The following is a 12967-nucleotide window of genomic DNA, read 5'->3' on the forward strand; positions in this document are numbered from 1 at the left end:
CAGCGCCGCATTGGACCTGCAATCTTCCTGACACATGACTGCGGGCTGGTGCCCGAACGACCGGATCGACCTTACGATGACCGAGACAGATAAACGCGACTATTCAGAAACGCTCAACCTTCCCAAGACCGAATTTCCGATGCGAGCAGGCCTTCCCAAGAAAGAGCCGGAAATCCTGGCCCGTTGGGAGAAGCTCGACGTCTACAAGAAACTGCGTGAGCAGGGAAAGACACGGGACAAATTCATCCTGCATGACGGCCCTCCCTATGCCAATGGTCACATCCATATCGGTCATGCACTGAACAAGACGCTCAAAGACATCGTGACCCGCTCGATGCAGATGCTGGGCTATGAAAGCAACTATGTGCCCGGTTGGGACTGCCACGGCCTGCCCATCGAATGGAAAATCGAAGAGCAGTACCGTGCCAAAGGCAAGAACAAGGACGAAGTGCCGATCAACGAATTTCGCAGGGAATGCCGCGAATTCGCTGAGCACTGGATTGATGTCCAGAAAAAGGAATTCAAACGCCTCGGTATCGAAGGCGACTGGGATAATCCCTATCTGACCATGCGTTTTGAAAGCGAAGCCGTGATCGCGCAGGAGCTTATGAAGTTCGCGACATCCGGTCAGCTTTATCGCGGTTCCAAGCCCGTCATGTGGTCTGTCGTCGAGAAAACTGCCCTCGCGGAGGCTGAAATCGAATACCACGACCACAAGTCAGATATGATCTGGGTGAAGTTTCCGATCGTGACTGCCGGAGGAAGCGATCAGGCGGCCGTTGAACAGTTGCTCGATGCGTCTGTTGTGATCTGGACCACCACTCCGTGGACCATCCCAGGAAACCGGGCAATCTGCTATTCATCACGCATCGCCTATAGCCTTTACAAGGTTACTCAGGATGGATTGCCGGACGACAACTGGGTCCAGAAGGGCGATCTGCTGATCCTGGCGGACGCACTTGCCGATGACGTTTTCAAGAACGCGCGGATCACCGATTTTGAGCGCTTGCGTGAAGTAACCGCGGATGAACTGGCAACGCTGACTTGCGCCCATCCGCTGGCGGAGTTGGACCTTGGCGGCTATGAATTCGATGTGCCGCTGCTTGATGGCGATCACGTGACTGATGATGCCGGCACTGGCTTCGTTCACACTGCGCCGGGTCACGGTGCGGATGACTTTGAAATCTGGATGGAAAAGCGTGCCGAACTGGAAGCACGCGGTATCAGCACCACGATCCCTTTCACGGTTGCAGATGACGGGTTTTATACCAAGGATGCCCCGGGCTTCGATGGCTGCGAAGTGATCACTCACAAGGGTGAAAAGGGTAAAGCCAACAGGGCAGTAATCGAAAAACTGAAGGATGCGGGAAATCTGATCGGCCTGGGACGGCTCAATCACTCCTACCCGCATTCCTGGCGCTCCAAGAAACCGGTAATCTTCCGCAACACCCCGCAATGGTTTGTCTATATGGACAAGGCATTGAATGGTGAACGCGACACATTGCGTACGCGTGCACTCACCGCAATCGATGAGACCCGCTTTGTGCCAGGCGCAGGTCAGAACCGTCTGCGGTCGATGATCGAGAACCGCCCGGACTGGGTCCTGTCGCGTCAACGTGCCTGGGGAGTTCCCATCACGGTATTCATCCACAAGGAGACTGCCGAGATCCTGAAGGACGAAGCCGTCAACAAGCGCATCTTCGAGGCTTTCAAGTCTGAAGGCGCTGATGCTTGGTTTGAAGAAGGGGCCAAGGAACGGTTCCTTGGCAACGACTTCAAGGCCGACGATTGGGACATGGTGACCGACATTCTGGATGTCTGGTTCGATTCCGGATCGACACATGCTTTCGTTCTTGAAGACCGGGCAGACCTTGCACCGAAGCGGAAAGTCGACGGCGGCAATGACTACGTGCTTTATCTTGAAGGGTCCGACCAGCACCGCGGGTGGTTCCACTCCTCACTTCTTGAAAGCTGCGGAACGCGGGGGCGTGCACCCTATGACGCGGTTCTGACACATGGCTTCACCATGGCCGAGGATGGACGCAAGATGTCCAAATCTCTTGGCAACCAGGTGTTCCCGCAAGATATCATCAAGCAGTACGGGGCGGATATCCTGCGCCTGTGGGTCGCTTCCACCGACTATTGGGAAGATCAGCGCCTTGGCAACGAGATCATCAAGACCAATGTCGACAGCTATCGCAAACTGCGCAACACGTTGCGCTGGATGCTGGGCTCGTTGGCCCATGCAAAAGGTGAAGACGTTTCACTTGCGGACATGCCCGAGCTTGAAAGGCTGATGCTGCACAGACTTGTCGAACTGGATGAGATGGTTCGCGAGGCTTATTGGGAATTCGATTACAAAAAGATCTTCCACCAGTTGTTCACTTTCATGACAGTGGAACTTTCTGCCTTTTATTTCGACATCCGTAAGGATGCGCTTTATTGCGACGCGGCCTCTTCCACCCGTCGCAAGGCATCGCTCTTTGTGATCGACAAACTGTTCAACTGTCTCGTTACCTGGATGGCACCCATGTTGCCGTTCACCATGGATGAGACCTGGGTGTCCCGCTATGGTGACGACGCAAGTGTCCACCTGGAACAGTTTCCGAAAGTGCCCGGGGAGTGGAAAGACGAAGCGCTTGCAGCCAAGTGGGCCAAGATCAAGACGGTCCGCCGTGTGGTGACAGGTGCACTGGAAATCGAGCGCCGCGAAAAACGCATAGGCTCGTCCCTGGAAGCGCATCCGGTGGTTCATGTTACGGATGCGGATCTGATGGCGGCACTTGCAGGCAAGGACATGGCCGATATTGCCATCACCAGTCAGCTGACATTGACAGATACGGCTGCTCCTTCAGGCGCGTTCACACTTGACGATACCAAAGGCGTCGCGGTTGTTCCGGCGCTTGCGGAAGGCACCAAATGCGCAAGGTCGTGGAAAATCCTTCCGGAAGTTGGTTCCGATGCCGATTATCCGGACGTCACTTTGCGGGATGCGGCTGCTTTGCGTGAGTGGGATGCCGCCCACGCAGATGCCTGAAACGTCAACGTGCCGGACTTGAGATGAGCGAACTGGACAACACGTCTGTCAATACCAGCAAGCGGCCTCTCTTCTGGGGCCGCTTCAGTTCGTTCGTCCTGATTGTTGTGCTCATCTGTGTGCTTGTCGATCAAGGCACCAAAATCTGGCTCGTACATGGCTTCGACATTGCGGCGAATGGCCCGGTGCAGGCACTTCCGTTCCTGGATATCGTTCTTGTCTGGAACAGAGGCATCTCATATGGCCTTTTTCAGCAAAACAGCGATCTCGGACGCTGGCTGCTCGCAGGGCTGACGGTCGTGGTCTCAATCGGATTGTGGATCTGGTCGACAAGATGCGACACCAAACTGGTGGCCCTTGCTCTGGCACTGGTCATCGGCGGTGCCGTTGGAAACGGCATCGACAGGCTCACCTACGGTGCGGTTGTCGACTTCGTTCACTTTCATGTCGGCACCTTTTCCTGGTACGTCTTCAACATGGCAGACGTGTGGATCGTTGCGGGCGTCGTCGGTCTCCTGTATGACAGTTTTCGAAATGGTCCTAATTCAGCCGCAAAATAGCGGTTTAAGGCAGGACGGACGCAATCTCGGCAGGACGCTGCCGATTCATTGAGACGAGAAATTCGGGGAGTCTGCTGTGGTGCGGACCATTTTTGGATTGGCGAAGAAGTCTTCTGTTCTGGTGCTGCTTGCCGGACTGGCGGCATGTCAGGCAGCTGACGGTACAACCCAGGCTCCGGACGTGGCTCTGGTAAATTCGGTCATGAAGGGCCTTGGTGCTGTCGATCCGAACGAAAAACCGATCGACTACAAGCCACGGGCGCCGCTGGCGATGCCATCCGAGCCGGCCAAGCTTCCTGAACCGGAAACCAACGTCGCCGGTGTGAACGATGCAAACTGGCCCAAGCAACAAGATAATGAGCAGCTCAAGGAACTGAAGGACCTCTACGCGGGCTCAAGCCGTATGCAGCGCGAACCTCTGACCCCGGAACAGATGCGCGGTTTTACCGTCACAGGCGTTACCGGCCAGAACCGCGATCTTGCTGCCGAACGACGCGAAAACGAGATTACGGAAGGCGAGAAGCTTACCCGTCAGGAACAGCGTGACGAATGGGAGCGCCTGCAAAAGCTCAAGGCACAGCAGGCTGGCCTCGACAAGAATGGGCTTGCAACCCGTCGTTACCTGACCGAGCCGCCGACAGATTACTCAACGCCTTCTCCTGACGCCCCGATGCCGGATGTCGTGCAGAAGAACAAGCGTAAACCAACCAACTTCGACAAGTACGATTCCGCGCCGATTGATCCCCGGTGTCTGGAAGGGGACTCAAGTTACTGTAACTAGAACACGTTACGGTTAAGTACCCACAGTTCATGCAGCCGTAAGGGCTTGATGACGAAAAAGTAACGGGACCTTCGGGACCTCCTTCCTATATGGATGGAGACGTCCGAAGGTCTTTTTGCGTCTGAAGGCCCTAAAAAACACGGAGTTGCACGTGAACCCCATCGAGATTCAGCGTCCGGATTTTTTTACTCTTCGCCTAATACGATCACTCAAATCGCTGCTCTTGCCAGCAATGTTGCTCGGTACAGCTGCCGTTCTGCCGGCTCCCGGTGCGAACGCAAATCCCAGCACGGTTGAAAGCATGGTGATTGCGCCCAATCTGGAAAGCTTCACATTGGAGAATGGTCTCCAGGTTGTTGTCATACCGGACCGGCGTGCACCGGTCGTTACCCACATGATCTGGTACAAGGTCGGATCGGCAGATGAACCGGAGGGACAATCCGGTGTTGCCCATTTCCTTGAACATCTCATGTTCAAAGGCACGAAAGACAACCCTGACGGCGTTTTCTCAAAAATGATCGCGGAACGTGGCGGACAGGAAAACGCCTTCACCAGCGCGGACTACACCGCCTATTTTCAAAGGGTCGCCAAAGAGCATCTTCCACTGATGATGGCTCTTGAAGCAGACAGGATGGAAAATCTGGTGCTGTCGGATGAGGTGGTGACCCCTGAGCGCAAGGTGGTGCTGGAAGAAAGACGCCAGCGCGTCGACAGCGAACCCGGGTCACGCCTTCGCGAAGCCCTGAATGCAATAACCTTCGTCAACCACCCATATGGATCACCTGTCATCGGTTGGCAGAGCGAGATTGAAGCCCTGAACAAAGAGGCTGCCATCGCTTTCTACGATCGTTTCTACACACCCAACAACGCCGTTGTCGTGATCGCCGGTGATATTACCGTTGAAGATGTCCGCAAGCTTGCCGACGAGACCTATGGCAAGATTGCAAGACGCGCGGAGCCTGGAGAACGCCTACGTCCCAAGGAACCACCGCTGTCCGGAGAACGCCGGATTGCCGTCTCAGATCCACGTGTGCGCCAGGAATCAATTTCCCAGACGTGGGTCGTGCCAAGCCAGTCGACGGGTGAAGGCCGCATACCGGAAGCTTTGGACATTCTCGCATACGTTCTTGGCCAGGGCCCGTCCAGCCGATTGTACAAGTCACTGGTTCTGGACCAGGAAGTCGCCATCAGTGCAGGTGCGTATTATCAAAGCGGTGCGCTGGATGACGGTCGCTTCGGCTTTTACGCCTCCCCCCGCCCCGGCCATACGCTGGAGGAAATGGAAGAGCTGATTGCATTGGAACTGCAAAAGCTGCTGTCTGGTGGCGTTACCGAAGAAGAGATTGCTCGCGCTAAAAACAGTATGATTGCGAGCGCGATCTATGCGCAGGACAGTCAATCCGGGCTGGCTCGTCTCTTCGGCAGTGCGCTGACCACCGGACTGACTATTGAAGACGTCCAGACATGGCCATCGCAAGTCAGGGCCGTCACCATTGACGATGTGCTTGACGTTGCACGCACGTATCTGAAAGGCATGCCGGTTGTTGGAGAGCTGCGCATCGAAACCCCAACAGAACCCGCAGCCGCCCTCGGCGATGACCAACAACTCAAGGACAAGTCCTGACCATGATGCAGAACACATTCTCAAAGGGCGTATTGCCCACCATCGCGTTTGCGTTCGTGACACTTTTTGCCTTGGTCCGGCTTGCAGAAGCCGTCGAGATTCAACGGGTGACCAGCCCTCAAGGCATCGAGGCCTGGCTGGTTGAAGATCACACAGTCCCGATCATTGCCGTAAACTTTTCCTTTGACGGCGGTTCGTCGCAAGACCCGGCTGGCAAGGAAGGTCTGACCCGGCTTCTGGCCGCAACCCTGGACGAAGGCGCTGGCGACCTTTCTTCGGAAGAGTTTCAGGCGAAGCTTGAGGAACTTGCCATCAGCATAGGCTTCAGTACGGGCAAAGACCGGTTTTACGGGAGCCTCAGAACTCTGACCTCAACACTTCCTGAAGCGGGCGATCTCCTTGCGCTGGCCGTCAACACGCCGCGTTTTGACGAAGCGCCAATCGAACGGATGAAGACCCGGCTGGAAACACGGGCGCGGCGAAGCGAAACCGATCCGAACGCAATTGCCGGCAGATCTCTTGCTGCAGCCATGTTTGGCGACCATACCTATGCCCGGCCAACGCTCGGCACTGCGGTTACCATCGGTGCCCTGACCGCGGATGATCTGAATGCGCAACACGGGAGGCTTTTGGCAAAGCAGGGTCTGACAATCGGTGTCGTCGGTGCAATTGATGCCAAAACGCTGGAGCCGTTGCTGGACAAGGTCTTTGCCGGTCTGCCGGAGAGCGGCGACCTGAAGGCGGTTGCAGAACTGACACCGACAGCAGGCGATGAGATCGCTGAAGAACTGGCCGTCCCTCAAACGACCATTCTGGTCGCCCTGCCCGGCCTAAAACGGGACGATCCGGACTATCAGGCTGCCTATGTCATGAACCACATTTTGGGCGGAGGCTCGTTCACCTCCTGGATGTATCAGGAAGTGCGTGAGAAGCGTGGCCTTTCCTATGGTGCTAACACGTCCCTGTCGCCCTATCGCCATACCGGCTTGCTGATCGGCTCAGCTGCTACCAAGGCAGAACGGGCCGGTGAGACAGTGAGCGTCATGCTTGATCAATTCCGCCGCATGGCAGACGAGGGGCCGACAGACGACGAACTTCGCCGCGCGAAGCAGTTCATTACAGGTTCCTATGCCTTGCGTTTCGACAGTTCCGGGAAGATCGCACGGCAGTTGGTCGCTCTGCAGAACGCGGAACTGGGCATTGACTACTTCGATCGCCGAAACAGCGAAATTGATGCGGTCACTCTTGAAGATGTTCGCAGGGTGGCAAAACGGCTGCTTGCAGAACAAGCACCAACCGTTGTTACTGTTGGTCCGAAACAGGGCTGAGAAAAATGACTATTGGCAGCGGGTTCAGCCCGCTGCCGATCTTCTCGGACCTGGCGCGGGCGCTCCTTGAAGAACCTCGGCACGTACGGGACGAGGCGGCGAGAACAGATTTCCCTGAGCCAGTTTGACGTCGAAATCGAGAAGCTCCAGAACCTGGTTCTCCGTTTCAACGTGGTCGGTAATCAACTGCATACCGTAGCGATGCAGCAAGTCTCCAAAATCGGATGGATGTATGTGACCGTGGATTGCTTCACGCCGCCCGATCAAATAATCCGCATTCAGCTTGCCATACTTGAACCCGCGCCCTGCCAGTGAATTGAAATCCATCTTCATATCGGAGATCCGGTCGATGGAAAAACGGAAGCCGGTTTCAAAGAGTGCACTCAGGCTCTCCAGTTCACGCGGCCCCATGACAGCGACATCCGGCTGCGCGAATTCGAACACCAGGACATCTGCAAGGTCCTGATTAGCTTTCACAAACTCGAGGAAGCCTGGAAAGAATGTTTCGTCGACAAGCGACAGCGACGAGATGTTGCAGAAGAGGATCGCGTTCCTGTTGCGTGAGATCAGGCGTCGAATGACCTGGACCGAGCGGAAGAGCAGCAGATTGTCGATGCGCGCGATTTGACCGGACTGTACGGCCTCCGGCAGGAATACCGCTGCTTCTATTGTGTTGCCATCCACATCGCGAAGACGGGTGAAAGCCTCATAGAACTTTACCTGGCGCTGCGGCAGCGACACGATTGGCTGCAAATGCAGTTCCACGCGGTTTGCGTTCAATGCGGAGGCGATTAACTCCCGCATCGCCATGTTCGGCTGATAGGCAGGTTGTTCCTGTGGCAATCCGCCTGCTTCACCTGGGAGATCGGCTTCGGATGCGTAACCGTCATCCGGTCGCGCTTGCGGGTGCCCAAGATGTGAGGGCACATCACCGGCATTCGGTGCCTGAACACCATAGTTCCGGTCAAGGTCCGCTGTTTCGCCGTGCATGGGCGCATAGGTATGCGCAGGCGCTGCTGGTCCCGTTTGCTCAAGTCCGGGTGCATGCGCACCAGGCTGCTGCACTGGAGGTTGACCCGGGGACATTTGATAAGGAGGCGGAACATCACCGCCAAAGCCGCGCGGTGCCGGCTGGGACTGAGGATAGCGCGGCAACTGCTGCATGGAGGGCGGCGGTGCCAAGGATTGTTGATCCTCTACCCTGGTCTCCAGATCGGCCATCGCTTCAGCCATCTGCTTCACGAGGGTTCCAAGAACTTCAACCTCCGCGAACAGTGGATCGATCTCAGCGCGTGTGCGGCGCGGCACCGTCTGTTCCATTCCGGTCAGACGGCCCTCCAGATTGCCCACATCCTCATCGATATCGGACATGCGTTCTTCCAGGCGATCAACGGCCTCGCTAACAGCACCGCGATCGCGGGCGCGCCCGATCAGAAGATGAATCAGGATCATCGTGCACATCAGCGCAAGAGAAAGAGACACAGCCTCCCCGAACGGCCTGCCAAACTGGAAGATCAGCACGGTCGCCGAGGACAATGCGATCACGGCCATGCATACTGCAACAAATATGGTCCCTGTCCGACCCATGGCGTACGAATGTTCCGATCCGAATCAAGAGTTACTTGTTAATCATGCCTTAAGAAAGAGCCGACACCGAATCCGCAACCCGCTTTCTGACGTAGAATCCGTAACTTGTCCCCGACTATGCGCTGCGGGAATTCAAAATCGGCAGGCAATTTGATGCCAGCCACCCTAAACCGGCGAAAACCACTTAACCGTGCAAAGAACTGCGACCCATCCCATAGAGTGCCTTTGGTCTTTCCATTTCTCCAGGCTTCCGTTAGAGTTAACTTGGGTAAACAATTGGTGTCGCGGCGTTTGATAGAGTGCATTTGAAGAGAGGGCTGGCATGCGTGCTTCCGGGCAAACATCCAGGCGTCCTTTGCCGCATGCCGTTCGAGCTCCAGACAGAGGCCCCGGCGCTATTGCGGCCAAAGAAGCAGATCGCCCACCGCAGCGCAGCCAGCAATCGGCTTTGCGTAACGAAGCAAGCGGTCCGGGATGTCATTCTGACGATCAGATTGAAAAGGCACTCGTCAAAGCACTCAAGAGCCCTGAATTTCAATCCGCACCGCAGCTAAGATCCTTTCTTGGCTTTGTGGTCCGCGCCACGCTCAACGACCAGCGGGAAAAAATCAAAGGCTATACAATTGCGGTCGAAGCACTTGGTCGGCCCGAAGACTTCAATCCGGTGACCGACCCGATTGTGCGCGTCGAAGCCGCCAGATTGCGACGCCGCCTCGAAAAATACTATGAAGGTTCCGGCTCAAACGACCCGGTGCGGATTGCTATCCCAAAGGGCAGCTACACACCGCATTTTTTTGAACCGGCTGACAAGAACACATCAGGACCGGAAAGAGTTCACACACTCACTATTCAGTTCGACAGTCTGGCCACTGATACGTCAAAGTCCCTTGAAACACTGACAAGACTTCAGGAACAGGGTGAACCTGTCTCCGGCACAAAAGCGGATCCGTCTGAGGACCAGCCGGGAGTCTGGCGCGAGTTGGAAATCTCTTACCGACAGCTCCTTCGTAGTCAGGTTCCCTTCCACATGGTGATGGTGATCGGCATTGCCTGCTTTTTGGTCGGTGTTCTGGCTGCAACCCTCTGACGTCGCGTTTTCCTGCGCATTCGCTGCCGTTCAATCCGTCTGTTTGCTCCTGAAATGACCCATTTCGCCGTGAAACTGCAAAATGCGTCATCTGACAACGCTTTGTTTACCCTGTTCGGAGAATTATCAGGTTGACGAATCTTTCGATATTCGAAAGTGCCGGATCGAGCGATGGGAGTTGCCCAGCAATGGGGAGTAACGAGGGCACTGAGTTGCCTGTAATTGTACGTGTCCTGGACGCATCAGCTTCGGAAGCTGCACGCACGGCAGCGGTCTGTGCCAAACTGGCTCATGCCTGCTCCGATCCTATCCTTTATACGGATTCTGCCTCCTGCCTTCAGGATCTCGCAGACAAATCAACTGACATCCTGATTATTGACCTTGAGACAATTGGCGGTGACGAAGCTCTTGAGGCTTATGCCGTTCGCTGCCCAAAATCGGTGATAATGGCTGTCTCGGCAAAAGGGTCTGTGTCGCGCGCTGTCAGCGCTATGCGCGCGGGCGCTCATGACTTTCTGACAAAGCCCTTCTCGCTTGACGCACTGGCGTCGAAGGTCTCCTTCCAACTGGAACAACGCCGTCCGGCCATCAAGAGCGCACCGGCTCCGATCGAGCCGATGCCGGCTCCCGCCGTTATTGAAAGACCTGTCCCAGTTGAACGGGTTAACATACAAGACATTGAAGTTACCGGCCATTCGCGGCTGATCGGTGCTTCTGCTAAAATGCGGGATGTACACGAACAGATCAGCCGAATGGCCCCTTCTCAAGCGCCAGTGTTCATCACCGGTGAGTCCGGTACCGGCAAAGAACTTTGCGCCAACGCTGTCCACGATCTTTCCGAGCGCAAGTCAAACCGGTTCGTGACCCTCAATTGCGCAGCGATCCCACGTGATCTCATCGAGAGCGAAATCTTCGGCTATATGCGTGGGGCGTTCACCGGCGCCACCGACAATCGGGCCGGCGCGGCGGAACAGGCAGACGGCGGAACCCTGTTTCTCGATGAAATCGGCGAGATGGATCTGCTCTTGCAAAGCAAATTGCTCCGGTTCCTGCAAACGGGCACATTCCAGAGACTGGGCGACACCCAGACGCGAAAGGTCGATGCGCGGATCATCTGCGCCACCAATCGCGATCCCGTTGCCGAAATTTCAGCTGGCCGGTTCCGCGAAGACCTCTACTACAGACTTCACGTGCTGCCGATCCATTTGCCCCCTTTGCGCGAGAGACGAGACGACATCCTGCCATTGGCTGCTGCCTTTCTTGACCGGTATTCGGGTGAAGAGCGGCGATCCTTCAAAGGGTTCGACGCAGATGCGGAAGCACGCATCATCGCCTATGCCTGGCCGGGCAATGTTCGTCAGCTGGAAAACACCATTCGGCAGATTGTCGTGATGAACGACGGAGTAGCGGTCACGTTCGATATGCTTCCGATAGTGATCCGCGACCAAAGCAGCCGCCCGAACGCCATTATTGATCTGTCCAGGGAAAGAGCTCGCGTGCCGGTTCCGAGCCGGCCTTTCGGCGCAATCGAGCCGCTTTGGGCTCAGGAGCGGCGGATCATCGAAGATGCTCTGGACGCCTTTGACGGCAACATCGCAATGGCCGCAGCCGCCCTCGAGATCAGCCCTTCAACTATCTACCGCAAACGCCAGTCCTGGACGGCGCGCAGTCTTTAACCGTCTACATTTACCGCATTGCACACATTTTCTTGTCTATCAGGGAAAGTCGGTCTATATCGGCCACAACCCTGAGAACAGACAAGATTAAAGGGCGTGTGGGTACTTATGAAAACACTGGCAGGTAGACGTGCAACCGGACGGCTTGCGGCTGCAATCCTGATTGCGACCGGAACACTGGCCGGCACATTGGCTGCGCAGGCTCAATCAGAGCAAGTGGCCAAACCTTCGCAGTCTTTTCTCCAGGCTCTAACCGCTTTTGATACAGCCTGGGACAGTTCGGAACTTGCCTTCACCATCGTGAGCTTTTCCCAGGATGCAAGCACAGGCTATGGCAAATATACGCCGCTTAGCGAAGCGAAATTTGCCGATGGGGATACCATCAATGTTTATGCGGAACCTGTCGGATATGGCTTTCAGGAAACTGCGGATGGGTACACCTATGAACTCACTGCCAGCTACCGTCTTTTGAACCTGTCCGGACAGGTGCTTGCCGAACAAAGCAATTTCGCCTCATTTACCGGGACCAGCAGATCCAAGAAACGGGAGCTCTCTGCCGGGTTGAGTTTCCAGTTCAGTGGATTGCCGGCAGGCGATTATCAGCTCGAAACGAGCTTCAGCGACACATTCGGTGGAAAGAAGGCTGCCTTTAACCTGCCTTTCACGGTTGTCGAGGCCAATTGACCACTGAAACCTGCGGGCCAAAGAACAACGTTCGGCTAGCTTTTTGAGGCGCTAAAGGCCTTCGCCCTGACGAACCCTTGTCCGCAAGGGTGGCCTGGCACCCAAAAGCGTACAATTTATCATCACAAAGCATTGACAAGACGGCCTTCGGTACATAAATCGTGGGCGCGTTAGCACTCGCCTTTGAGGAGTGCTAGTAGCCTCATGAAGGGAAGGCCCTTCATGCGAAATCAACCTAGAAATCATGTCTCGCGCGCTGCCAATTGCGTGGGGCGCGCTCATGAGAGGAAACTAGTCTTATGGCATTTCGTCCACTGCACGACCGTGTCGTTGTTCGCCGCGTAGACTCTGAAGAGAAAACCGCTGGCGGCATTATCATTCCGGACACCGCAAAAGAGAAACCGCAGGAAGGCGAGATCATCGCCGTCGGTAATGGTGCTCGCAAAGACAATGGCGAGATCGTAGCTCTCGACGTCAAGGCAGGCGACCGCGTCCTGTTCGGCAAGTGGTCCGGCACCGAAGTTAAAATCGACGGTGAAGACCTCCTGATCATGAAGGAATCCGACATCATGGGCGTGATCGCTTAAGTCAGCGAACCGCTTT

The 12967-nt window shown here is 55.7% G+C and carries 10 protein-coding genes; 9 read left to right on the top strand and 1 reads right to left on the bottom strand.

Features of this window, described 5'->3' with window-relative positions; all coding sequences use genetic code 11:
* The first annotated feature begins 76 nt into the window (after nucleotides 1-76).
* The 5 genes from ileS to K1718_RS22970 all read left to right on the top strand — a co-directional run bounded on the left by ileS (nucleotide 77) and on the right by K1718_RS22970 (nucleotide 7330).
* Nucleotides 77-3037, top strand: coding sequence for an isoleucine--tRNA ligase (gene ileS / locus K1718_RS22950; protein WP_265680719.1), 2961 nt, complete (start codon nucleotides 77-79; stop codon nucleotides 3035-3037).
* 23 nt (nucleotides 3038-3060) lie between these two features.
* On the top strand, nucleotides 3061-3597 hold the full coding sequence (gene lspA, locus K1718_RS22955; RefSeq protein WP_265680718.1) for a signal peptidase II: 537 nt from the start codon (nucleotides 3061-3063) through the stop codon (nucleotides 3595-3597).
* A 76-nt stretch (nucleotides 3598-3673) separates the two neighbouring features.
* Nucleotides 3674-4378, top strand: a complete 705-nt coding sequence (locus K1718_RS22960) for a hypothetical protein (protein WP_265680717.1) — start codon at nucleotides 3674-3676, stop codon at nucleotides 4376-4378.
* Nucleotides 4379-4610: 232 nt separating this feature from the next.
* Complete coding sequence (locus tag K1718_RS22965; RefSeq protein WP_418068138.1) at nucleotides 4611-6002, top strand: M16 family metallopeptidase; 1392 nt, start codon at nucleotides 4611-4613, stop codon at nucleotides 6000-6002.
* Nucleotides 6003-6004: 2 nt separating this feature from the next.
* Nucleotides 6005-7330 (top strand): M16 family metallopeptidase, encoded by a 1326-nt coding sequence (locus K1718_RS22970; RefSeq protein ID WP_265680715.1) that lies wholly within the window; start codon nucleotides 6005-6007, stop codon nucleotides 7328-7330.
* Between the two features lie 24 nt (nucleotides 7331-7354).
* Here the strand turns inward: K1718_RS22970 and K1718_RS22975 are convergent, their stop codons facing one another.
* A complete protein-coding gene (locus K1718_RS22975; RefSeq protein ID WP_265680714.1) occupies nucleotides 7355-8881 on the bottom strand; it encodes an EAL domain-containing protein in 1527 nt (508 codons plus the stop codon).
* 358 nt (nucleotides 8882-9239) lie between these two features.
* Here K1718_RS22975 and K1718_RS22980 point away from each other — a divergent pair, with 358 nt between their 5' ends.
* The 4 genes from K1718_RS22980 (at nucleotide 9240) to groES (ending at nucleotide 12951) form a co-directional block, all read left to right on the top strand.
* A complete protein-coding gene (locus tag K1718_RS22980) occupies nucleotides 9240-10004 on the top strand; it encodes a hypothetical protein (RefSeq protein WP_265680713.1) in 765 nt (254 codons plus the stop codon).
* Between the two features lie 188 nt (nucleotides 10005-10192).
* Entirely contained in the window at nucleotides 10193-11680 is a 1488-nt protein-coding gene (locus tag K1718_RS22985; protein WP_265680712.1) for a sigma-54 dependent transcriptional regulator, read from the top strand.
* Nucleotides 11681-11788: 108 nt separating this feature from the next.
* The gene (locus tag K1718_RS22990; protein WP_152503154.1) at nucleotides 11789-12364 is read left to right on the top strand and encodes a hypothetical protein; all 576 of its coding nucleotides are present in this window, start codon (nucleotides 11789-11791) and stop codon (nucleotides 12362-12364) included.
* Between the two features lie 299 nt (nucleotides 12365-12663).
* Nucleotides 12664-12951 carry a co-chaperone GroES gene (gene groES / locus K1718_RS22995; RefSeq protein WP_152503155.1) on the top strand — a complete coding sequence of 96 codons (288 nt, stop codon included), beginning with the start codon at nucleotides 12664-12666 and terminating at the stop codon, nucleotides 12949-12951.
* Nucleotides 12952-12967: the final 16 nt, after the last annotated feature.

Origin of the sequence: Roseibium porphyridii, from assembly GCF_026191725.2 — a bacterium.
Classification (GTDB): Bacteria; Pseudomonadota; Alphaproteobacteria; order Rhizobiales; family Stappiaceae; genus Roseibium; species Roseibium porphyridii.

Bases quoted from the DNA above. Each gene is read 5' to 3' on its own strand.
- ileS (WP_265680719.1), top strand. From the start codon at position 77: ATGACCGAGACAGATAAACGCGACTATTCAGAAACGCTCAACCTTCCC.
- lspA (WP_265680718.1), top strand. From the start codon at position 3,061: ATGAGCGAACTGGACAACACGTCTGTCAATACCAGCAAGCGGCCTCTC.
- K1718_RS22965 (WP_418068138.1), top strand. From the start codon at position 4,611: ATGTTGCTCGGTACAGCTGCCGTTCTGCCGGCTCCCGGTGCGAACGCA.
- K1718_RS22970 (WP_265680715.1), top strand. From the start codon at position 6,005: ATGATGCAGAACACATTCTCAAAGGGCGTATTGCCCACCATCGCGTTT.
- K1718_RS22975 (WP_265680714.1), bottom strand. From the start codon at position 8,881: ATGGCCGTGATCGCATTGTCCTCGGCGACCGTGCTGATCTTCCAGTTT.
- K1718_RS22980 (WP_265680713.1), top strand. From the start codon at position 9,240: ATGCGTGCTTCCGGGCAAACATCCAGGCGTCCTTTGCCGCATGCCGTT.
- K1718_RS22985 (WP_265680712.1), top strand. From the start codon at position 10,193: ATGGGGAGTAACGAGGGCACTGAGTTGCCTGTAATTGTACGTGTCCTG.
- K1718_RS22990 (WP_152503154.1), top strand. From the start codon at position 11,789: ATGAAAACACTGGCAGGTAGACGTGCAACCGGACGGCTTGCGGCTGCA.
- groES (WP_152503155.1), top strand. From the start codon at position 12,664: ATGGCATTTCGTCCACTGCACGACCGTGTCGTTGTTCGCCGCGTAGAC.